The sequence below is a fragment of the Haloferula chungangensis genome, from assembly GCF_042664875.1.
Classification (GTDB): Bacteria; Verrucomicrobiota; Verrucomicrobiia; order Verrucomicrobiales; family Akkermansiaceae; genus Haloferula; species Haloferula chungangensis.
In genome coordinates, this window is sequence record NZ_JBHTBS010000002.1 from 501,951 (window position 1) to 524,964 (window position 23,014).

At 57.4% G+C, this 23,014-nt stretch carries 16 protein-coding genes; 8 read left to right on the forward strand and 8 right to left on the reverse strand.

Annotated elements, in window-relative coordinates; all coding sequences use genetic code 11:
* The first annotated feature begins 32 nt into the window (after positions 1-32).
* Positions 33-1,331: a phospholipase D-like domain-containing protein gene (locus ACFQY0_RS06020; protein WP_379710307.1), complete on the forward strand. Its 1,299-nt coding sequence runs from the start codon at positions 33-35 to the stop codon at positions 1,329-1,331.
* A gap of 29 nt (positions 1,332-1,360) precedes the next feature.
* On the opposite strand, the gene ACFQY0_RS06025 is transcribed toward ACFQY0_RS06020, so the two are convergent.
* The 6 genes from ACFQY0_RS06025 to ACFQY0_RS06050 all read right to left on the reverse strand — a co-directional run bounded on the left by ACFQY0_RS06025 (position 1,361) and on the right by ACFQY0_RS06050 (position 6,963).
* A complete protein-coding gene (locus tag ACFQY0_RS06025; protein ID WP_379710309.1) occupies positions 1,361-1,981 on the reverse strand; it encodes a C40 family peptidase in 621 nt (206 codons plus the stop codon).
* A 91-nt stretch (positions 1,982-2,072) separates the two neighbouring features.
* On the reverse strand, positions 2,073-2,840 hold the full coding sequence (locus tag ACFQY0_RS06030) for a 3-ketoacyl-ACP reductase (protein WP_379710311.1): 768 nt from the start codon (positions 2,838-2,840) through the stop codon (positions 2,073-2,075).
* A 109-nt stretch (positions 2,841-2,949) separates the two neighbouring features.
* Entirely contained in the window at positions 2,950-4,101 is a 1,152-nt protein-coding gene (locus tag ACFQY0_RS06035; protein WP_379710313.1) for a Gfo/Idh/MocA family protein, read from the reverse strand.
* 111 nt (positions 4,102-4,212) lie between these two features.
* The gene (locus tag ACFQY0_RS06040) at positions 4,213-5,019 is read right to left on the reverse strand and encodes a sugar phosphate isomerase/epimerase family protein (protein WP_379710316.1); all 807 of its coding nucleotides are present in this window, start codon (positions 5,017-5,019) and stop codon (positions 4,213-4,215) included.
* Complete coding sequence (locus tag ACFQY0_RS06045) at positions 5,016-6,389, reverse strand: glycosyl hydrolase (protein ID WP_379710318.1); 1,374 nt, start codon at positions 6,387-6,389, stop codon at positions 5,016-5,018. The genes ACFQY0_RS06040 and ACFQY0_RS06045 overlap by 4 nt, the downstream gene beginning before the upstream one ends.
* Positions 6,390-6,429: 40 nt before the next feature.
* Positions 6,430-6,963 (reverse strand): helix-turn-helix domain-containing protein, encoded by a 534-nt coding sequence (locus tag ACFQY0_RS06050; RefSeq protein ID WP_379710320.1) that lies wholly within the window; start codon positions 6,961-6,963, stop codon positions 6,430-6,432.
* A 231-nt stretch (positions 6,964-7,194) separates the two neighbouring features.
* Here ACFQY0_RS06050 and ACFQY0_RS06055 point away from each other — a divergent pair, with 231 nt between their 5' ends.
* The 3 genes from ACFQY0_RS06055 (at position 7,195) to ACFQY0_RS06065 (ending at position 10,282) form a co-directional block, all read left to right on the forward strand.
* Positions 7,195-8,070 (forward strand): NAD(P)/FAD-dependent oxidoreductase, encoded by an 876-nt coding sequence (locus ACFQY0_RS06055; RefSeq protein WP_379710322.1) that lies wholly within the window; start codon positions 7,195-7,197, stop codon positions 8,068-8,070.
* A gap of 131 nt (positions 8,071-8,201) precedes the next feature.
* On the forward strand, positions 8,202-10,025 hold the full coding sequence (gene typA / locus ACFQY0_RS06060) for a translational GTPase TypA (protein WP_379710324.1): 1,824 nt from the start codon (positions 8,202-8,204) through the stop codon (positions 10,023-10,025).
* 59 nt (positions 10,026-10,084) lie between these two features.
* Positions 10,085-10,282, forward strand: coding sequence for a hypothetical protein (locus ACFQY0_RS06065; protein WP_379710326.1), 198 nt, complete (start codon positions 10,085-10,087; stop codon positions 10,280-10,282).
* Here the strand turns inward: ACFQY0_RS06065 and ACFQY0_RS06070 are convergent.
* Positions 10,279-10,440, reverse strand: a complete 162-nt coding sequence (locus ACFQY0_RS06070) for a hypothetical protein (RefSeq protein WP_379710328.1) — start codon at positions 10,438-10,440, stop codon at positions 10,279-10,281. The two genes, ACFQY0_RS06065 and ACFQY0_RS06070, sit on opposite strands and share 4 nt — an antisense overlap.
* A 265-nt stretch (positions 10,441-10,705) precedes the next feature.
* On the opposite strand from ACFQY0_RS06070, the gene ACFQY0_RS06075 reads away from it, so the two are divergent.
* The 3 genes from ACFQY0_RS06075 (at position 10,706) to ACFQY0_RS06085 (ending at position 12,839) form a co-directional block, all read left to right on the forward strand.
* Positions 10,706-11,113, forward strand: coding sequence for an NINE protein (locus ACFQY0_RS06075; RefSeq protein ID WP_379710329.1), 408 nt, complete (start codon positions 10,706-10,708; stop codon positions 11,111-11,113).
* A gap of 64 nt (positions 11,114-11,177) precedes the next feature.
* Complete coding sequence (locus ACFQY0_RS06080; RefSeq protein ID WP_379710330.1) at positions 11,178-11,639, forward strand: SRPBCC family protein; 462 nt, start codon at positions 11,178-11,180, stop codon at positions 11,637-11,639.
* 132 nt (positions 11,640-11,771) lie between these two features.
* Positions 11,772-12,839: a prepilin peptidase gene (locus ACFQY0_RS06085; protein WP_417398462.1), complete on the forward strand. Its 1,068-nt coding sequence runs from the start codon at positions 11,772-11,774 to the stop codon at positions 12,837-12,839.
* Between the two features lie 141 nt (positions 12,840-12,980).
* Here the strand turns inward: ACFQY0_RS06085 and ACFQY0_RS06090 are convergent, their stop codons facing one another.
* The gene (locus tag ACFQY0_RS06090; RefSeq protein ID WP_379710333.1) at positions 12,981-13,925 is read right to left on the reverse strand and encodes a helix-turn-helix transcriptional regulator; all 945 of its coding nucleotides are present in this window, start codon (positions 13,923-13,925) and stop codon (positions 12,981-12,983) included.
* Between the two features lie 227 nt (positions 13,926-14,152).
* Here ACFQY0_RS06090 and ACFQY0_RS06095 point away from each other — a divergent pair, with 227 nt between their 5' ends.
* A complete protein-coding gene (locus ACFQY0_RS06095) occupies positions 14,153-22,846 on the forward strand; it encodes an SUMF1/EgtB/PvdO family nonheme iron enzyme (protein ID WP_379710335.1) in 8,694 nt (2,897 codons plus the stop codon).
* Positions 22,847-23,014: the final 168 nt, after the last annotated feature.

A 23,014-nucleotide genomic window follows, 5' to 3' on the forward strand; every position in this document is an offset into this window, starting at 1 on the left:
TGGGACGTATCGATCAGGCTGGCGCATGGTTCATGATATCGAACCTCACTGCCATGATTTCGTACTGCGCTTCCCTGACTGGGCTGGAGATCGGACTGCTTGTTGTCGTCGGATTGCTCTGCCTGATGCTTCGGGTGCTGACCCGGCATCAGGAGTTCCGCTACAATCAGGAGCTCGACGGCCGCATCGACGAGGTTCTCCCGGCCTTGGCGGGCTCGACCCATGGATGGGTCAGCGCGGGGAATTCGGTCAGCTTCATTCAGGACGCGGAGTACTTCGAAAACGTTGCCGCCGATATCGGGCAGGCGCGCTGCAGTGTTCACTTTGAAACCTTTCTCTGGAAGTGTGGCGAAGCGTCCGAGATCATCGTGGCGGCTCTGATCGCTGCGGCGAGGAGAAAGGTGGACGTGCGTTTGCTCGCAGATGCCCACGGCTCACTGGGTTTCACGACAGAAGCACGGAAACGTCTTGAAGAGGCCGGGTGCAGGGTGACGAGACATCACCGATGGTTGCCTCGCAACTTCGGACGGTGGAACCTCCGGGACCACCGGAAAATCGTCGTGATCGATGGGCGACTTGCCTATGTGGGTGGTCATTGCGTGGCGGACCAATGGCTGAAGGATTGCGACTTCTTGCCACGCTACCGTGATGTGACGGCGCGGTTTACGGGGCCGGTCGTCGCGGCGATCCAGTCCACGTTCCTGGAGAACTGGAATGAGAAGACCCGAGAGGTTTTTACCGATGATGCCACGTTTCCCGAACTTGAGGAAACCGGTGGGGCAAAAGTCCATGTGGCCTCGATGAGGGCCGACGGTTGTCCGTCTTCCGTGCAGGTCCTGCACTACATGGCGATCGCCTTGGCGAAGGAAAAAATCCGCATTCAAAATCCCTACTTCCTCCCCGATTCGTGTGGGGTCAAGGCATTGGTCGATGCCGTGGCTCGGGGCGTGGATGTGAGGGTGATGACTCCGGCAGTCACGGCGACCGACAGCAAGGTGGTCGCGTATGCCAGCCGACATGTGTTCGGTCGGCTCCTCAAGGGCGGGGTCAGAATTTTCGAATACCAGAACACCCTGCTCCATCAGAAAATCATTTCGATCGACGGACGCTGGGCGGGAATTGGTTCAAGCAATTTCGATGACCGCTCGTTTGAAATCAACGACGAGATTACTGTTGGAATTGCGGATATCGATGCGGTGACTGAGCTTGATGAGATCTTCGAAGAGGATCTCAAACACTGCTGCGAGCGCCATTATGAGGAATGGAAACTAAGGCCCGCATGGAAGCGTGCAATCGACGCGTTCCTCCATTTATTCAACGAGCAGTTCTAGGAGGCCGGGCGGTGAAGGCCTCGGGCGCCCTATTTGATTCCCGGTGGCGTTCCGTAACCCACGAATCTCGACTTTGAAGACGCGCTGGGGAGTTTGAATTGGTAAGTGCCGAAACCGGTGCGCTGGCTTCCACGGTAGCTGCGTCCATCGGTGGACCCGATCATGACCTGCAGCCCGTCCTTCTTTTCCCGTCCGAGATAAATCTGAACGTGGGTGATCTTGTTGGTGCGGCCGTCTGCGGGATTGTAGGTGCCTGACCAGAAGAGAAGGTCGCCGGGTTGGAGCTTGTCGAAGATAGGCGCGTCGAGCGATTTGGTGCCGACTGGCACCTCGGTTAGATTGCCGGCTTTTTTGATCCAATCGAACTGAGCAGCGGATGAGCGAGGGGGATCAATGTCGCTTTTTTCGAGAAGATAGAAGACGGATCCGGAGCAGTCGAATCCGCCACGTGAGGGGTCGGCACTGCCGAAAATGTATTTGTTGAGCTTGAGTTCCGCAGCCGACTCCAGGGCGAGCTTGATGAAAGCAATGCGCTTGGGGCTGGTGTCCTCCGGGAGATCGAGATCGGCAAAGGCGGGGAAACCGGGGAGTGGATGGGCCTGAGTGCTTGTCAGGCCGAGGAGGGAGATGAAGAAAACGAGCCAGCGCATGGAGCAAACCTAGCGCGGAGCAGGGGGAGCGCAAGGAGAGGCTGGAAGGTGCCCCTTCCAGCCCCATGGCGCCCGGGACGGGCGCCAATCCTTACAATCGAGGTGTTGTTAGACCGCCATCGATCATGATCGTCTGCCCGGTGGAATACGGGAAGTCGCGGCGCGCCAGGCTGGCGACAGCTTTGCCGATGTCATCGGGAAAGCCCCAACGCGGAGTGACGCAGAGTCCCTCGGCGATGAGCTTGTCGTATTTGTCGGTCACACCGGAGGTCATGTCGGTCTTGATGACGCCCGGGCGGACTTCGTAGACGGGCATGTCGTATTCGCCGAGACGTGCCGCGAAGAGCTGGGTGACCATGCCGAGACCGGCTTTGGAAACGCAGTACTCTCCGCGGTTGGTGGAGATGACGGTGGCGCTGATCGAGTTGACGTTGATGATGCAGCCCTGGAAGTCGGGATCGGTGCTTCGTTGCTCGATGAACCAGTTGGCCACCGCCTGAGTCAGGAAGTAGGGGCCCTCGAGGTTGATCGACATCAGACGACGATAGCTTTCGAGTGTGGTCTCTAACACATCTTTGCGTTCGGCAGGTGCGACACCGGCGTTGTTGACGAGGATGTTGAGCGAGCCGAACTCGGAGTGGATGAGCTCGAGGATGGCGGCGCGGCCTTCTTCGGTGCCGACATCGCCCTGGCAGTAGAGGACCGCGGGGGCTCCAGCGGCCTTGATTTGCTCAAGGACGTCGGTGACATCAGATTCAGGACGCATGCCGTTGATGGCGATGCGGTGTCCCTCTTTGGCAAGTGCAAGGGCGCAACCGAGGCCAATGCCCCGGGATCCGCCGGTGATTAGAGCTGTCATGTTAGAATAATGGAAACGCCAAGACGTCAGGGACGCCAAGGCTGGGGTTCCGTTGGTCTGGATGAATCAGAAACTTGGCGAACTTTGCGTCTTGGCGGTGAAAAAGGGATCAGGCTTTGAGTTCGGGGAGGTCCACCCAGGCGCGCTTTTCGCTGGACTCGAGGCCGAGCTCGGCAAGTTGGACACCCTTGGCGCCTTCGAGGAGGTTGTATTCCCATGGCTCGTCAAGCACGACGTGGCGAAGGAACATCTCCCACTGGATCTTGAAGGCGTTGTCGTAGGTTTCCTGCTCGGGAACCTTGCTCCAGCCTTCGTAGAAGTCGATCGGTTGCTTGATGTCGGGGTTCCAGACGGGGCGGGGGGTGTTGCCGTAGTGCTGGACCCAGACGTCGCGCAGGCCGACGATGGCAGAGCCCTTGGTGCCATCGACCTGCATGGTGAGTAGGTCGTCGCGGCGGACGCGGACGTTCCACGAGGAGTTGAAGTGGCAGATGACGCCGTTCTCGAGTTCGAAAGTACTATAGGCGGAGTCGTCGGCCGTGCATTTGTACGGCTGACCTTGCTCGTCGATGCGTTCAGGAATGTGGGTGGCGGCGAGGGTCGAGACGCTCTTCACTTTGCCGAAGAGGTTGTCGATGACGTAGCGCCAGTGGCAAAGCATGTCGATGATCATGCCGCCGCCGTCTTCCTTGCGGTAGTTCCACGACGGGCGCTGGGGCGGGACGGTGTGGCCTTCGAAGACCCAGTAACCGAATTCACCGCGGACGGACATGATGTCGCCGAAAAAACCGTTCTCCTTGAGGCGGTTGAATTTGACGAGACCGGGGAGCCAGAGTTTGTCCTGCACGACACCGTTTTTCACGCCGGCATCGCGACAGATCTTGTAGAGTTCGTAAGCGTCCTCGGTTTTGATGGCGGTCGGCTTTTCGCAGTAAACGTGCTTGCCGGCGGCGGCGGCCTGTTTGACGGCTTCGAAGCGACGCAGGGTTGACTGGGCGTCGAAGTAGATTTCGTAAGCCGGGTCCTTCATCACCGAGTCGAGGTCGGTGGTGTATTTCTCGACGCTGGTTTGGTCGATGAGAGCCTTGAGCTTGGTTTCGTTGCGGCCAACGAGGATCGGGTCGGGCATGATGGTCTCGGTGGGTGAGACCTTGACGCCGCCTTGTTTGATGATGGCGTCGATGGAGCGCAGCAAATGCTGGTTCGTGCCCATGCGTCCGGTGACGCCGTTCATGATGATGCCGATGCGATGTGTTTTCATTTTTTAAAAGAGATTGGACCAGGATGGATAGGATGGATGAGATGGGAGCGCGCGGCGTTGCCGCGCATTGGCCGGGGTTGAAAAGCGCGGCAGCGCCACGCGGTCCGGTGGTTAACAGTGGGTTTGGTAGGCTTCGATGATTTTGGCGAGGTAGTCGTCGGGATCGTGGGCCCACCAGCGGTCCGAGAAGACTTCGACTTCGATCCAGTCGTTGAAACCGGTGGCTTCGACTTGCTGGCGGATGCCTTTGATGTCGATACAGCCTTCGCCCATCAAGCCGCGGTCGTTGAGGAAATCGTTGGTCGGGGTGAGCCAGTCGCAGACGTGGAAACCGCAGATGTGCTTTCCGGCGCGCTCGATCTCCTTTTCGAGATTCGGATCCCACCAGATGTGATAGACGTCAGCGGCGATGCCGACTTTATCGGAGCCGAGTTGCCCGATGATGTCGGTGCTTTGGCCGATGGTGTTCACGGCGCTCCGGCAGTCGGCATACATCGGGTGCAGCGGCTCGATGGCGAGTTTGACGCCGAGCTTTTCCGCGTGCGGGATGCAGGCGGCGATGCCTTCGGTGATGTGCTTGCGCGACTCTGTTAGGGAGAGCTCGGGCTTGGCCCCGCAGACGAGCACGACCTGGGAGGCGCCCATGGCGGCGGCTTCATCAAGGGCCTTGATGTTGTCGTCGTGGGAGGCCTGCTTTTCCTCTGGAGTGAGATGAGGGAAGAAACCGCCGCGCACCAGCGAGACGGCGGTGATGCCGTGGTCGTCGAGGATTTGGCGGGATTCCGCGAGCGGTCGGCCGTCGAGCCACTGGCGCCAAACGCCCATGCCGCGGACTCCTGCAGCGGAGTATTTCTTCGCAGCAGTGGGAAGGTCCCAGGCCTTGGTGGTGATGGTGTGGATGGCGAGACGGTCCATCATTTGAAGAAGGTGAGGTAAGGGCCCTTGTTGATGAGACGCTGGAGGTAGACGGCGAGTTCCATGGCATGGTAGTCACCCCACATACTCGATTCACCGTAGGGAGCTTTGCTCGGGTCGGGGCGGTTGTCCCAGCCATTCGGGTGGTGATAGATGCTGTGAAGAAGGAGTCCCTGGTGGTTCTCGTCTTCACTGATGTAAGGAGTGCTGAAGAGGCTGTTGGCGGTGACGAGCCCGGCTTTCTCGTAGCGATCGGCGTTGGCGGTGTCGCCTTTGCTGCGCAGATAGCGGGCGAGGCGGAAGAGGCCCTGGCAGGTGATCGCGGAGGCAGTGGAGTCGACGGGTTCGAACTCGTTGTAGGGGTCTGCGGGCTTGTTGAGGTAGTCGCCGAGCTTGTGCATGTTCGGTCCGCCCTGGTCCCAGTAGCTGATGCCGTCGGTGGGTGTGTTCTCGATGAAGTTATCGGCAAGGGCAGTGGCGGCGCGAAGCATCAGGGCTTCCCACTTGGCTTTCCCTCCGAAGGGCTCGAAGGCTTCGTCGGGCATTTCCGCGAGCAGTTCGAGTTCTTCGGGGAATCCAACGGCGGCCCAAGCCTGGCCACGGGTCCAGGTGGAGAAACCGGTGTAACCTTGCTGGCTGTTAGGGCAGCGGTAGGCGCCGTCCTTGGTGTTGAAGATGGCTTCGTGTGTGGTGCGGCCGGCGACGTCCCAGATGTCACGGCCTTCGCCGTAGAAGACGGAGAATTTCGCGGTGGACTCGATGTGGAGCAGGGCGCGCTCGAGGAGTGAGATCGCCTTGTCGCCTTCACCCATGAGGCAATGTCCAAGCAGGTGGGCCTGCATCAGGATGCGGCAGGAGCGGATCGTATCGACGAAGAGCGAGTGGGGTCCGTTGAAAGAGTGGATGAAGCCGCCACCCTGGCGCTCGGTCCAGCGGGCGGCCTGAACGGCACCGCTGACCTTGATGGCGAGTTCGTAGAAGTTCTTCTCCCATTCGTTTTCCGCGATGCGGCCTTCGAGCATCAGGCGACGGAGGTTGCCGTAGGTCGAAAGGTTGTTGAAGCCGTGGTCGTGGACGCCGATGTGTGAGACGTGGCTGGCCATGGCGGCGACGGTGCGATCGCGGCCGGATTTCAGCGAAGCCTCGTCGCCGGTGGCATCAAAGTGGAGGATCGAGATGCCGTAGCGGAAGCCTTCGGTCCACTCGGTCCAGCCGCGGGTGGTGTATTTGCCGCCGACGGTGAAAACGGGCGAGCCTTTGGCGTCGTCGTATTCGCGGTCGATGGATTCGACCTTCTGTTTGGCGAGGCCGAAGAATTGGTCGAGTTTCGGTTTGAGGGAGTCGAGTGCGGGAGCGGAGTTGAGGTCGATCATGACTGAAGAGATTCGGAAATTTGGAGATTGAGGGATTGGGTTAGAACCTGTGGGTTTTTGTTAGGTGGGCGATGATGAGTTGGGCGTCTTCGAGGATTTCGTAGGTGTGCGGGAGGACGGCATCAAACTTGATGGCCTCGCCGGGGCTGAGGGTGTGTTCCTCGTGGCTGAAGGCGATGTGGACGCGGCCGCTGCGAACCCAACAGATTTCGTGTTCATCGCCGTGGGCTTCGGGATGCTTGAGCGAGTGACCGACTTTCCCGGAGGCATGGAAAAGGTCGACGCCTTGCCATGAGAGTTTCTCGAAATCGAAGGGGCCGGATTGATAGCGTTCGATTTGCTTGATGTGAGCGGTGCGGGACTCCGCGAGGGAGAGCAGGTCCGAGGCGGAGAGGCCGAAAACGCGGGCGATGCGAAACAGGGTGTCGATCCCGACCATCGACTGGTTGCGCTCCAGCTTGGAAAGGCTGGCGATCGAGAGTTTCGAGCGCTTTGCGAGTTCATCGAGTGTCATGCCCGCCTGCTTGCGGACATCGCGAAGCACAGAGAAATCAATGGGTGGGCCTTCGGACATGGGAATGTTTGCGGGGGACTATGGGGGGTAAACGAAAAGAATAAAGAGAAAAGTTTCCCTGAGGGGAAGTTTTAGGTTGAATTTCTCTTCTGGAGAAAAAGTTAGGCTGCTGATGATTGAAGATGTAGAACTTGGCGAATGTCACAGGGATCGGGTTTTGAAATTGTGGGCCAGGGCCTGGCTGGTTGTTCTTTGGCTTGGCATTTGCGTTGGGCGGGTGCGGATTTCCGAATGCGGGATGATGCTCGGAAGGGCGCCGCGTCGCCGGTGGCGGCGGGTCTCCTGAATCCGGTCACGGGAAAAAATTTCGAGCCGAGTTGGCGGATTGGGGAGTTTCTGCCTGAGGCGGTGGAGTTTTTCGAGCGAGTGGGGGCGGAGCAGGGCAGGCAGCTGTGGTTTCCACTGCCGGTAGTCCGCTTGGTCTCTGAAAAGGAATGGCGGAAGGTTTCGGGGAAGTTGGAAAGACCGGAAGTGGCTCCCTGGGTGGAGGGGGTCGAAGAACACCTCGATGGCTGGCGGGCGGCGGTGACCCTGCGTGGGGGCGGGCGGGTGGACGTGAAGGGATTCTGCGAGGAGAGCCGGCGGATATTTGGAACCGGAAATTTGCCGTCCGGAAAAGCGGAGGTGGTCAGATGCGAAGGGGCTTTCGGGCTGATGAGAGGGACGATGGGGGAGCACCGTTGTGCCAAAGGGGAGATTCTGACGGTACGGATCCCGGGGGGCGATGAGTCGCGGATTCTTATTGGGGGTGGCGGCTGGATGGTGCCGGTGGGAGAGGGGGTTTTTCGCGTTGGCGCGACCTATGAGTGGAATGAACTGAACGGGGAGCCAACGGAAGCGGGGCACCTGCGGGTGAGCGAAATTTTAGGCCGACTGGGGGTCGAGACGTGGGAATTGGTGTCCCATGAAGCGGGAATCCGACCGATTGTAAGGCGCAGCATGCCTCTGATCGGGCGTCTGCCGGACGGCTCGCTGGGATTCAATGGGCTGGGTTCCAAGGGTTCGCTCTATGCGCCCGGGGTGGCGCGACGACTCGTGGAATGGATGCTTGAAGGACGGGAGATCGACGAAGATCTGGATGTCGAGAGATGGCTGAATCCCCGCTGAGCCGCTGGAAGCCGTCACTCCTGCCGCAACGCCTGTGCAATGTGTCACTCATCAAATCGCCACTCCGCTATTGCCATGTGAGGAAAATGGATGCATAGCCCCGCCGCCCGTCCAATCCGGGAACTGCCACCATGTCTCTGAAAGTCCGAAATCTCGCCATTATTGCTCACGTTGACCACGGGAAGACCACACTCGTGGACCAGCTTCTCCAAGCTGGAGGAACCTACCGTGAGAACCAGGCCACGCAGGAACGTGCGATGGACTCGATGGACCTGGAAAAAGAAAAGGGCATCACCATCAAAGCAAAGAACACCGCAATTCTCTGGGAAGGCTACACGATCAACATCGTGGACACGCCAGGCCACGCCGACTTCGGTGCCGAGGTGGAGCGTGTGATGAAGATGGTGGACGGAGTGCTTCTCGTCGTGGATGCGACCGGTGGACCACAGGCTCAGACCCGATTCGTTTTGCGCAAGGCGCTGCAGGAAGGCCTGAAGCCGATCGTGGTGGTCAACAAGGTCGACCGTCCGCTTTCCACTCCTGAAAAGGTGCATGATCAGGTACTCGAACTTTTCCTCGATCTCGATGCCACAGAAGACCAATTCGAAGCTCCATTCCTCTACGGTTCGGCGCGCGATGGTTACTTCATGGATACGCCTGACGGTGAGCGAAAGGACTGTGTGCCGCTGATCAACAAGATCATCGAATACATCCCCGAGCCGGAAGCGAAGGAAGACGCACCCTTCACCATGCTCGTCTCCAACATCGAGTGGGATGACTACGTCGGTCGTGTGGCGATCGGCAAGGTGCTCGGTGGTTCGGTCAAGAAGGGCGACAACATCTGGCTGCTCCGCAAGGACGGCACCAAGGTCCGCTCCAAGGTGATGAAGACCTTCACTTACTCGGGTCTCGATACGACCGACTCCGAAGGCTGTGGTGCCGGCGGTATCGTGGGCGTTGCGGCGGGTATTGAAGATGTCGACATCGGCGATACGCTCGCGGAGAAGGAAGATGCCGAGCAGCTTCCATTCGTGGCGATCGATCCTCCGACCGTGCAGATGCAGTTCTCGATCAACGACGGTCCGATGGCTGGCAAGGAAGGCAAGCACGTGACCTCACGTGCGATCCGCGACCGCCTGATGAAGGAAACCAAGACGAACATCTCGATCGAAGTGGAAGACACCGATCAGTCGGGTGTGTTCACGGTTTCCGCACGTGGCGCGATGCAGATTGCGGTGCTTGTCGAAACGATGCGTCGTGAAGGCTACGAGCTGCTGGTCTCGCGTCCGACCGTGATTCTCCGTCGTGACGATGCCGGTCAGCTTCAGGAGCCTTTCGAAACTCTCTACGTCGAAGCACCGGACGAATACACCCAGGGCATTCTCAAGGCCCTCGCCAATCGTAAGGGCATTCTTGAGCACATGGATGTCGAGGCGAGCGGTCGCAGCTTGATTCAGGCGAACATCCCGACACGGGGCTTGATCGGCTTTGAAACCGAGTTGGTGAACCTGACATCCGGTCACGGCATCATGAGCCACTTGTTCAAGGAATACGGTCCGCACGCCGGCGAGATCGTGACCCGGATCACCGGCACGCTGGTCTCCATGGAAACGGGCACGGCGACCACCTACTCACTGCAAGCCCTTGAAGATCGCGGCCGTCTCTTTGTGGGACCTGGCGACAAGATCTACGTCGGCATGCTGGTCGGTGAGAACCCGCGCTCCAACGACCTTCCGGTGAATCCTGTGAAGGAGAAGCACCTCGACAACATGCGCTCGGCCGGTAAGGACAAGACTTCGAAGCTTCAGCCACCGGTCGACTTCTCGCTTGAGCGGGCGATCGAATACATCGAAGCGGATGAGCTCGTGGAGGCGACTCCAAGCAACATCCGTCTGCGCAAGCGCATCCTCGACCCGAACGTCCGCAAGCGGATGGAGAAGGCGGCGAAGGCTTGAGCCGAAGCCTCACTGAAGCAGGTTGATTGATATGGCTGGAGGTGTAAGCTTCCGGTCAAATGAATGCCTGCTGTGGCGATGAATCGGATGAGGTTTCCTCGGTTGCTCGGGCGGGGCGGAGCCAACGGCAGACTCGATTCGTGTGGCTGCTGATCATTGTCGTCCTGGCGACGACGATTTATTGGATCAAGGAGAAGCAGGACGCGCGTCGCGGCGAAGTCGTGAACGCGATGAAGCAGTTGGCTTGGCACTGTTAGAATTCGATCAGGAGTTTGGGGCGTTTCCTTCGGATGACACTGCTGGTGATGTGGCGAAGGGCACCGGGAGTGATTTGCCGCTGACCGGGGAGGATGTTCTTAATCAACTCAAGGCCTTTGGCATCCGATCCACGGAAGTGATCGACGTGATCGGGCACGAGGATGGAGATTGGATCTATTGGCCGGGTTCGAACCATTGTGGATATCCGTCGAGACCAATTCTTGTGTCTCCGCCGATTTACGGAGAACGATTCGTTCTCAGGATTGATAATTCTGTTGGGCCCTTTTCCGAGAAAGAACTGGATGAATTGCCGGATTCTCCGGAGCCCATCGTTTTTCCGGAGAAGGAATAGTCGTCCTGCGATTCCTCAATCCTCACAAATTTTCCATGGCAGGGGAGGTGATTTCGAGGATGATAGAGCCATGACTGAAACGACTCAACCCACACACAGCAAGACGATCGGTTATCTGCTGTGGATCTTTGGCTTCCTCGGGGCGCATCGCTTTTATTTTGGAAAGCAGATTTCCGGAGTGATCTGGTTTTTCACGCTGGGACTTTTCGGAATTGGTTGGCTGATCGACTTGTTCCTGATTCCCGGGATGGAGCGGGATGCGGCGAAGAAGTATGCTTCGGGCAGTGCCGACTATTCGGTGGCCTGGATTCTTCAGACCTTTCTCGGGCCGCTGGGCATTCACCGATTTTACCTTGGGAAGATCTGGACGGGTCTGCTCTGGCTGGTGACCGGGGGCTTGGTGGGTATCGGATACCTCTACGATTACTTCACGCTAAATGCTCAGGTGGACGAGTATAATCGCGGTGTCGGCAACTAGGGTTAGAGCCCCTCAGCGAGGTCCGATTTGACGAACCGAAAAGCGGTGGGACTATCGAGCGCTTATGATTCACGCGCTCGAACAGGAACAGTTTTTGCCGATTTCAATGAAGGAGGCTTGGGCGTTTTTCTCGTCGCCTCGGAATCTGGATGAAATCACGCCGCCCGAACTGGGTTTCAGAATCGAGAGCCTGAGATCGGAAGTCGTTCACGAGGGGCAGATCATCACTTACAAGGTGAAGGTCTTGCCTGGGGTTTGGATTCCCTGGGTGACCGAAATCAAGTCGGTCGATGAGGGAAGGTCGTTCATCGACGAACAGCGCTTCGGGCCCTACAAGTTCTGGCATCATCGGCACTGGTTCGAGGAAGTGGACGGTGGCGTGCTGATGAAGGATCTGGTTCACTATGCGATGCCATTCTGGCCCTTTGGTGAGTTGGGGCATGAGATTTTTGTGAGGCCGAAGCTGGAGCGGATTTTTGGCTTCCGGCGGGAGGTTTTGGAAAGGCGCTTTGGTTCGACGGGCTGAGCTCGAAATTTCGGATTTCCGGAATGATTGGATTCGTGTTCACTCGGTCCCGTGATTTATCCGCCACTTGATCATCCGTTCTGGTTGGTTCCTGTTTTTCTGATTGGTGCCTGCATCGGATCTTTTTTGAACGTGGTGATCTACCGCCTGCCTTTGGGGCTTTCGGTGAACCATCCGAAGCGTTCGTTTTGCCCGACCTGCAAGTATGAGATTCCGATGAGTCAGAACATCCCGCTGTTCACCTGGCTGGCTCTGAGAGGCAAATGCCGAAACTGCAAGGCTCCGATTGCTGCCCGCTATTTCGTGGTCGAGTTAATGACGGCCATTCTTTTCACCCTCGTCGCCTGGGTGGTGATTCAGCGTGCCGGAGGGAGCGCGTGGAGTCTCGAACAACTCGCGATTCTACCGCTCTGGTTCATGATGGCGGCTTTCGTGGCGATGACGTTCATTGATGCCGAGCACATGATTATTCCGCTAGGGCTGACGGTCAGCGGAACTCTTGCCGGCTTCATGGCGGCGGCTCTGATGCCGAGCTTGCCGGATATGGTGGCGTGGACATCACCGGCCCCGAGCTGGGCAGGTGGACTCTATCAATCTCTGATCGGTTGGGTGATCGGCTTTTTCGGGTTGTGGGCAGTGGTGCTGTTCGGGAAGCTTGCCTTCGGTCGGAAGGAGCTGAAATTCGACGAAGCGGTCGACTGGCACCTGGAGGAGCCGAAAACGGAAGAGGAAACGATCGTATTTCACATGGGAGAGGAGAAGATCGAGTGGTGGGATATCTTTTTCCGGAAGTCCGACAAATTGCTCATCGATGCCAAGTCCATCATGTTGAACGGGGAAAAGATCGAGGCCGGAAAGATCGTGATCCGTGAAAATGAAATCGAGTTGCCTGATGGAAGGAAAATCGAGCTGGAAGCCGTCGACTCGCTGGGAGGTACCTCCGCCAGTGCGGTGATTCCGCGCGAGGCGATGGGGATGGGCGACGTTCATCTGATGGGGATGATCGGCGCCTTTTTCGGTTGGTCCGGCGTGTTGTTCACGCTGCTTTCAAGTTCGCTCTACGCGATCGCTGCCGCAGCGCTGGGTCGGGTCGGATTCGGAATGAGACTTCCTTACGGACCATTCCTGGTGCTGGGAGCAATAACGTGGCTGTTAGGCGGCTGGAAGCTGGCGGAGTGGTATTTTGATGCCCTGCGTTGAGCCTCTCGAATCAACGGTTTCCCATGGCGCTTGCCAGATGGCTCCGAAACTCTCGGTAAGTTGGAGATTCGACAGGGGGATTTTGCGAACGGCGTGATGGAGCTGGCGCAGACTCATCCTCCTTTTTGCGGGTCTATTCCTTCAGTGAGAATTCCCGCGATTCCGTAGACGTTCTGAAGGGGAAATGCCAAAGTGCTTGCGGAAGTTCACCGCAAAACGGCCGAGTTCGGTGAAGCCGCACGAGGTCGCAATCTGGGTGACTGAGTTGTGCTCGGGATTACCTCGTTTGAGCAGGACGTAAGCTTTGTTCATCCTGCGAAGATTGAGGTAGCGACGCGGAGAGATACCCACTTGAGACTGGAATGCGTTCTCCAAGGTGCGTGGGCTGACAGTAAGTTTGAGGCAGATCTCCGGGATTGAAAGAGGATGATCACCGACATCCGCCAAGTCGACCGCTCGTTGAAATAGTGAGCGACGCGAACTGGGCTCGATAAATCGATGTTCAGGACTGCGCAATGCCTCACAAACCTCTGTAATGATGACCGAAGTGAAGTGTCGATGAGATGCTCCGTTCCTCGGCTCGTCTAGGAGTGAGTTCAGGATCTGAGCCAATCTCTTGTGGGATGTTTCGCTAACCTCCACAACGCAATTTGGGGTCTCGAGAGGTCTGACGTTCAGACCATCAGTCGCGGTGAAAAATTGCAGGAAGGCAGATCGGGGGACAATCGCGAGAATGCCGAAAGTTCCAGATTTGTAGGTGACATCCACGTCACCCAGGTCAGTTAGATACGCAAGCCCATTGGAAGGGAGGGTGTTTCCCCAGAAACTCCCCGACATGCCTGCTTCGTTGAAGATCCCGAAAGCGATCGAGTCTTCTCTGAGCTCTCCTGCGATTCGTACTTCTTGGTTTACGGATTCGCGATAGATGACTCCCTGACCATCATGTCTCATCTCTTTGCGCGCTTCGAACTGGCCACTGGATAATTGCTCGTAATATAAATCCCAATGGGGCGCGTGGATCTCTGCCCACTCGTCGACATCAGTTGCGGTCATTGTGAGCGGTTGATTGTTCGGATGATGAAGCATCACGTGAGTCGGTTGGGGATGAATGGTCAGGTGGTGGGTAGGCTCGTCGACGGGCTCCATCAAGATCGGAAGGCAATGTGACGGTATTGCCACGTGAAGTGCGAGAAATGTGCGGGATCTGCATAGCGGGAGATTGATGGGACGCGTTTAGTCCCGCTCGCCTTCTCGGGGGGCTCCGCGGAGTTCCGCTAACAACTTTTTCTCCACCACTTTTTCTGCATACCACGATGAGATCGAATTTGAATCTGTTCGCGCGACGCCTGCGGTCGTACTACGGACTTTTGGGGGCGGCGATGTTGCCGACCGCTGCGATGGCGGCGGAGCCTGCCGGACTGTGGGAATTCGAGAACCCCGAAAACCTTGGGGCGGCCACCATTGGTAGTCCTCTTGTATTGGAGGGGGCGGTTGTTGCGGCATTGGATGCTTCCGGCGGTGGTGCGGCTGATGTGGCTCGAACTTCCTTCCTCACCGTCACCAATCCGATCGGTCCGAATGGCTCAGCAAGTGCCACGCGGACTAATCAGTTCACGCTGCTCATCGACTTCATGGTGCCGGACTTTTCCGACGGCGGAGATGACAACGGAAACTTCACGGGCATTCTCGAACTCAATGGCGGGGGGGATGGTGACTATTTCATTCGCAAGCAAGGGGGCGCCCTTGAGCTGGGAGTTGCCACGGTAGATTATACCGGGACGGGGCCAGATAGTTCCGGCGACGGGGATTCGGGGACCTTTCGGTCAAACACGTGGTACCGTTGGGTCTATGCGGTCGATAGCGGCGGAACTGGGCGCAGCACTTACTTGAATGGCGTCAAGATCGGCGACAACAATGGCAATAATACGATCGATCTTGCTCGAGGGTCGCTTTCGTCATCCTTTGGAATCTTTCAAGATAATACGATCGGAGAGCAATCCAGATCCCTCGTCACGACCGTGGCACTCTATGACGGCCGTCTGTCGGATCAAGAGATCAGCGCACTGGGGTCGGTGGGTAGCCCGACGACTCTGGCGCCCAATGCCGCTCCAGTGATCTCCGAAGGCGAGACCTATGCATTGCCGAATGCTTCATATGAAGGTGAAGCCGTTACCGGAACACTGCACGTGAGCGATAGCGACAGCGACGCCATCGAGTGGAGCGTGGCGACGTCGGCTGCAGGTGGATCAGTGGAAATTACCTCAAGTAGCGACTCCGATGTCTCATTTACCTATACGCCGAGTGCCGGATTTTCAGGTGAAGACAGTTTTCAGATTGAGGCCTCGGACGGCGTAAGTTCAGACCTGATTGAGGTGACGGTTGTGGTGTCCGGTCCTGTGGTGACCGCTCCGATTGGATTCTGGGAATTCGATAATGGGTCGAATCTGGCAGAAGCCGAGACGGCTGATGAGGGGGTGAGCCTTACGGTGGTGGGGAGCGATCCGGAGCATTTTGAATCCCTCGCCGATGATCACTCGAATGATTTGAATGGCGTCATCAGGACGGTCGCCGGAGGAGCCAATCACCTTCGCCTGGAGCATGGTATCACCGGTGGAAATGGAGGCGGGAGCCGAGTGAATGAATACACTCTGATGTTCGATGTCTTTTCTCCCGTGGACAGTCGTTCCTCATGGCGATGCCTTTTTCAAACGGAACTCGATAATGATGTCGATGGAACGTACTGGATTCGTAATAATAACGACACACTCGGTTTGGCCGGATTAGGCTATTCGGCTGCTGGAATTGACGACTCTTCGTGGACGCGGATTGTGGTGGTGGCGGATTTGCCGAGTTACAGGGTTTATGTAAATGGTGAGCTCTTTCACGCCTATTCGGATCGGAGTTTGGATGACAGCAAGTTCTCTCTCGATAGCGCCCTTCTTGTCTTTGGCGACAATGATGGAGACAATCATCCGTTGAATGTCGGCGCTTTCGCCGTCTGGGACAAACCCCTAAGTGATGTGGAGATTGCGGGGCTCGGACTCGCGGGTTCGGCAGTGCTGGATGCTCCGCTTCCTGAGTGGAACGAGGCTCCAGTCATCACGGAAGGGAGCTCTTATGAGATGAGTCCATTTGATCTCAATGGTGGAGCGGTTTCCGGCACCGTTCATGCGACCGATGCCGATGGCGACGCGCTGACCTGGAGTGTGATCGCTGAAGCCACGGGAGGCACGGTAGCCATTACGGAGAGTACTGACAGCCAGGCGACCTTTACCTACACTCCGGATCCGGAATTTTCCGGCACCGATCATTTTGAGATTCAGGTCTCCGACGGTGAGGAAAGCGACACGATTGTTGTCACCATTCGGATGAGTGCCTCACCGGTGCCGATTACTCCGGTTACCCTTTGGGAGTTGAACGGAACCCTTTCGCCAACGGTTGGGAGTGCGGGCGACTTGGGGGCGGTTGGCGGATGGGATGTCGACTTTGAGTCAACGGAAGGAGCCAGTGGAGAGGACGTGTTGGTGGTGCCGGCATTCTCGGAGACCCAATGGCTTGCCGCGGCGACTCACGGTATGGCGGCCAATGGAGGAACGAACGTCAACGACTACACCATTCTCATGGATGTGAAGTTCGACGCGCTGGGGTGGACATCGATTTATCAAACGGATGCTGCCAACGACACGGATGGCGAGACCTTCCTGAATCCGTCTGGCCGGATTGGTGTCAGCAACGACTATGCCGGAGCGATCGAAGCGGACACCTGGTATCGGATTGCGATCGTCAGTGATCTCGCGGCCGGGACTCTTCGCTACTATGTTGATGGGACTTGGGTGAACGATGCTGGTCCGCGGACGGCCGACGATCGTTGGTCTTTGCCGGCGGATGGATTGGGTGAAGTGCTGATGTTTGCCGACAACAATAGCGAGACGGGATCGCTGCGGCTGGATAACCTTGCGTTCTACGATTCCGCACTGAGTGCTGAACAGCTCTCTGAACTCGGAGGGGCAGGGGCGTCTCTGGTGAATCTGCTTCCGGTTCCAGAACCGGTTGGCTTGTGGGAGTTCGGCAACGCCTCCGATCTAGTCGAAGCGACACTTGGCGCGGAGCTTTCCATGACGGTGGAAGGGGCGATTCCGACGCACTCTGAATCGCTGGAAGATGACAACGCGACCCTCGCCGAAGGAGTGATCACGACCGTGGGTGGTGGCGGAAATCATCTGAAGCTGGCTCACGGAATTTCCGCCAATGGAGGTGGCAGTGCTGTGAACGAATACACACTTTTGTTCGATGTGTTCTCCCCAGCTGAGAGTCGTGGGTCTTGGCGTTGCTTCTTCCAGGTCAGCCCTGGGAATGGCAATGACGGAGAATACTTCATTCGCAATAACAACAACACGATGGGAACGGCTGATCTGGGCTACACCAGTGCCGGACTCGATGAGGCAAGTTGGAAGCGGGTCGTCATTGTCGCGGACCTCACGAGCTTCAGAACTTACGTCGACGGAGAACTTTTCCATGTCCACTCTGATCAATCGGTCGACGGACGGTATGCGCTGGAGTCTGAGATTCTGCTGTTTGCCGATAACAATGGTGAAAATGCATCCATGAACGTGAGCACATTCGCCATGTGGGGCCAGGCCCTGAGTGAGAATGAAGTTGCAGGTCTTGGGGTGGTTGACTCGGCCATTCTCGGCGCGATGGTCCCTGAGCCGAATGAGGCTCCAGTGATCGCCGAAGGTGAGGTGATAAGTCTCGCCGCACGCATGAATGTCCGTGAGGACATTACGCTTCATGCGAGTGATGAGAATACCGGCGACATCATTCGCTGGAGCATCAGCGAGGGGCCGGAGAATGGCGTGGCGCTGGTGACGGAGGACGCGAATGATCAAGCGGTCATCAGCTACACCTCGAATGCCTTCACCGGTGAAGATCAATTTGTGGTGACGGCCTCGGACGGGGAGGACAGCGATAGCATCGTGATCCATGTCACCGTGGGAAACACGGCACCCACGATCACCGAGGGCGACAACTTTGCGTTGAATGCCGCGATGAATCCGAGCGAGGCTGCCATGGTCACCTTTCATGCCACGGATGCGGACGAGGGTCAGGTGCTCGATTGGTCGGTGGATGCCCAAGCATCGAACGGAATTGCATCGGTCGATTCGCAGGGTGATGGAGCGGCGGTAATCCACTATTTGCCCAACACGGATTTTTCGGGGATCGACCATTTCGTCATTCGTGTCACGGATGGATTCCTGAGCGACTCGATTTCGGTCTCTGTCAGCGTGATTGACCCCGATGCCGATCCGAAACTGACGATCGAGTCGGCGCACGGTTCCGCAACGCCTGCGGCAGGTGAGCACAGTTACGCGGTCGGCACCGAAGTCACCGTGTCGGTGAGCGGTGAAAGCTCGGATGATGCTCGCTACACCCCAATCGGGTGGACGGCAGTTGGTAGTGCGCCGGTTGAAGGGTCGGGAACCAGCGCAAGTTTCGAGATGACTCGGGACACCGTGCTGACGTGGCAGTTTCTCACCGAATACCTGGTGGACGTCGAATCGACGGTTGGAGGGAGCGTGGATATTGCTGACGGTTGGTACAATGCGGCCATGCCCCTTACCATCACGGCAACTCCTCAAGCAGGCTATTACTTCAGTGGATGGACTGGCGATACGTCCGGTGCCTTGATCGGAGGCAACACCATCATCTTGCCCATGGATCGCGCCCACGACACGGTGACGGCGAATTTCACCTCGGAGGAGATCTTCTCGGTGATCGCATTGCCGGACACGCAGAACTACTGCAACAACGACACCCGTGCCCTGATTTACAAGTCGCAGACGGATTGGGTCGTCGACAACCTGGAGACGGAGAACATCAAGTTTGTCACCCACCTAGGGGATATCGTGAATAACCAGTACAGTGATGAGCATTGGCTGCGGGCAAATACGGCGATGGACGTCTTGAATCAGAGGATTCCTTATGGAACCTGTCCCGGAAACCACGACTACAGTGAAAAGTACATCACCCATTATGGCCCGGAGGCCGCTCGCTGGGTGGATCCGTCTGACGGCCAGGTGTATGATTGGTACAAGGGGTCTTCGCCGCGTGGTTGGAGTGATTACCAGGTCGTCCATGTAAATGGTCGCGACTGGATGTTCCTTCATCTTAATATTGATGCTTGGGATTCAGAAATTATCTGGGCACAGGCAGTGCTCGATGCTCACCCGACCACCCTTACCGTTCTGACCACTCACAACTATCTCGCGGAATCCGGTGGGGGCGGAAAATCGGGCACCGGCACAGGTGAAGGCGGTCGTCCCAAAGTGCTGTGGATGAGTGATCCCGATGGGGACCGAAATACGCCTGAGGAGGTTTTCCAGAAGCTGGTCTTTCCAAACAACCAGATCTACATGGTGATCTGCGGTCATGCCTTCGCGATTTACAACCTTGAGGAGACCAACGAGGCGGGAAATGTCGTGCACGAAGTGTTGGTCGACTATCAGACCTTGCCTAACGGAGGGAACGGATTCTTGAGACAAATGGAATACCGCCCGTCCGAAGGGAAGGTGGTTCATAGCACGTATTCGCCGTACCTTGGACGGGACTGGGATCCGAATATCAGCGCAGACTCTCAGGGGATGTATGATCTCCACGATCGCTGGGGAGGAAGCTTCTTTGAGATGGAGGTCGATTTCGACGGCCGTTTTGATCAGACACTCACGGTGGTTTCCCCGCAGGAGACGGTGACTCCGGCAGTGGGGACTCACGAGATCGCTGAAGCATCGCCGTTTGTGATCAACGCTGAGGATGTCGTTGACGGCCGTGTCCGGGAGAAGGTCGTCGGATGGACACTGGTGGGCGCGAAGCAAAACACCTCGGGGAACGGTAAGGTCGCTACTCTAACCATGGATGGTCCTGCGACCCTGACGTGGACCTACGAAACGCAGTATCAGTTGACGACCCAAGCGCTCGGCGATGGCATCGTATCGATCCCTAGCGGTTGGCAGAATGTCGATGCGCCGGTCTCAATTCAGGCTCAGCCGGACGTTGGCGCGAGCTTCGTGGGATGGCTGGGTGATACCGATGGGGCGACCATTTCAGGGACGACCATTTCCTTCACCATGGACCGTCCACGTGGCCCTGTGACTGCCCAGTTCTCCGGCACCGAGACCTTGCATTCGGTGGTGGTGAATTCCGAGCAGAGCAATGTCAGCCCACAGCCAAGCACTCATGTCTATGAAGTCGACGAGACGGTGATGTTCGCGGCGACGATGCAGTTGGAAGGAAACACGCGTCACACGCCGACAGGCTACACCTATACCATCGGTGATGGTAGCCCGGTTCAAGGGTCGGGTGTTTCGGTGGAACTCGCCGTGACCGGAGACATCGAGTTCACTTGGCATTGGGAGACGGAGCATTTCCTCAATGTGGCTGCAAATGGTCCAGGCTCCCTCGATAGTGGCAGCGGTTGGATTGCCGAGGGCACGGGCGTGACCATTCAAGCTTCAGCCGATGCGAACGCTTCCTTCACTGGGTGGAGTGGTCAAACCGACGGAGTGAGCCTCAGCGGCCCAACTCTTTCGATCGCCTCGATGGACGCCCCGGTTGGTCCGGTGGTAGCGGACTTCACGATCAACCAACATAATCTGACCGTGGTTTCCGAGTATGGCTCGCCCGTTCCGGAAGTTGGCAGCCATGTCTACGAATATGGTAAGGAGGTCGACGTCGCCGCCGAAAGTATCAGCGAAGGAAGAACCCGTCGCGTGGTGACCGGTTGGAGCACCACCGGTGCGGATGAGTCGGAAGGTGACGAGACGGCAACCCGCTTGACGATTGAGGGCGACACCACGTTGACGTGGAACTGGGAGACCCAGGTGCTTCTTCAAGTGGAGAGCGGCGCAGAGGGGCAACTGCTTCCGTTGGACAGCAGCAAGTGGCACCCGCTCAACAGCGTGGTGACCGTCGAGTGCGTGCCTGGTCCGTTCTTCACTTTTGCTGGATGGCGCGGTGATCTCGGTGAAGCCGATGCGTCTCAGTCGGTCCTTAGTTTGACCATGGATCAACCGCGCGCGCTCGTGGCTGACATTGCTCCCATCCTGGCGGCGAATGGAACTCCCCATTGGTGGTTGGAGAATCAAGGGATCGTCGAGGACGGCAACTATGATGCCGCGGAGCTTTCCGATCCTGATGGGAATGGGCTGAGTGCGGCGGAAGAATTCGCTGCGGGACTTCCAGTTGGTGGGGGGGCTTTGGCTACTCTCGACATTCCTGATCCAGCCGCCTCGACGTTGGAGGTTAGTTGGCAGAGCCAGTTGGGCCGACATTATACGCTTGAATCAAGCGATGACCTGAAGGGCTACGACACGGTGAAAACCGCGGTTGGCACGGGATCGAGGATCGAAGTGCCGGTCCCTGGTCCAGGTTCGGGAGTCACTCGTGCATTCTTCCGGGTCGAGGCCGATCTGGCATCGGGTTTGGAGGATGCGGTGACGTCACCGGGAACGGCGCAATTCAACTTTGCACGCGAAATGGTTCGGATACCTGCCGGCTCCTTTGTGATGGGAGAAGAGGATGAAGGCATCGATCTTGTCCGTCCGGAGCACACGGTAAATCTCGGCGCCTACCACATGGATAAGTTCGAGGTCACTCGAGGTGACTGGAAGACGGTGGCCCGTTGGGCGGTCAATCATGGCTATGACTTGCCGACCACGTTGAAGGTTTATGATCATGTTCCCGACGATAGTCACCCAGCCGTGCCGATCACCTGGTATGAAGCGGTAAAGTGGTGCAACGCCCGCAGTGAAATGGAAGGACTGACGCCGGCCTATTACACTGATAGTGATGGTTCGACGGTTTACCGTAGCGGCGAGATTGATCTGACGCCCGCGAACGTGAACTGGAGTGGCAACGGCTATCGCCTGCCGACCGAGGCGGAGTGGGAGTACGCCGCCCGTGGTGGAAGGGTGAACGAGGACTATCCTTGGGGCGATGAAACAGCTGTCAGCCGGGCAAATACGTGGCAGCATCTTGAATCACTCAATGCCCACATCGGGGGTTATCCCTTCACGCGTCCGGTGGGACATTTCGACGGCACTCAACCAGTCGCCGATGGCTACACCGCTGAAGATATGGCCAATGGCTACGGTCTCTATGACATGGGAGCGAACGTGTTCGAGTGGGTCTTCGACCTGGCAGGCGACTATTCGTCCCTTGAAGAGTTCGGACCGACCGGACCCTACGCGAATGAATCGTCGAATCGTATCCTGCGAAGTGGAAGCTGGTTCAACAATAGTGCGGACGCCCGTGTGTTCTTCCGCACCGGATTCCCGCCGGAAAGCGATGACCCCTATGGAGTCAATGGATTCCGCTGCGTCCGTCCGGTTCATCCCGACGAACCTCAGGTCTCCGGAGAGCATGTCTACGAGTTCAAGAATATTGGTGAATCCGGCACCGAGCTATCCGAGAGCGGCTGGCTTGGTGATGATCTTGAAGCTTGGGTGATCCAGGGTTTCGAAGGATTGACCTACGCTCGGAACACCAACGACGGTGATGATGCGATCTACCGGAGTAACGATGAAGGTTTCGCCTATGAAATCCCGGCTACCGCGAAGTTTGTGAGTCTCCAGACTACCGTCAGGCATAGCAATAACGATTGGGAAGTTGGCCTGGCCTCGGGTTCGAGCCTGCTTTTGGGACTGGGATTCGAAAAGGACGGCGAGCTCTACCTGAGTGACGGAGTCACAACCGTTGAGCAGAGCGGGGGCGCTTCGACCTCCGACACAACGAGAACGTTCCGAGTGGATGTCGATCTCGAAGCAGGAACAGCGACTCTGGTGGACCTCACGGATGAGGGCGAAACGGTGCTGATCGAGGGTGCTACCTTGAGCAATGCCTCGAGTGCTGCTCTGCAGGGAGCGGACGGTCTCTTCATTCGCACCGCCTCCCGGTATGCTGGTCCGGCGACCATCCAGATCAGCTGGAGTCTTAACCCAACAGAGCGGTAACGAGCCTGTCGAATGAACAGCAGGGTTCCGGGCTTGAAGAAAGCCCGGAAGGATGGTCTGCAGGGATCGGGGATATTGGTTTCCCCCTCGGCCTGCGCGACTGATTTTTAGTGATACAAAAGCAACATGCATAACCGTCTAGCAACGATCATCCGTTCTTGTGTGAGA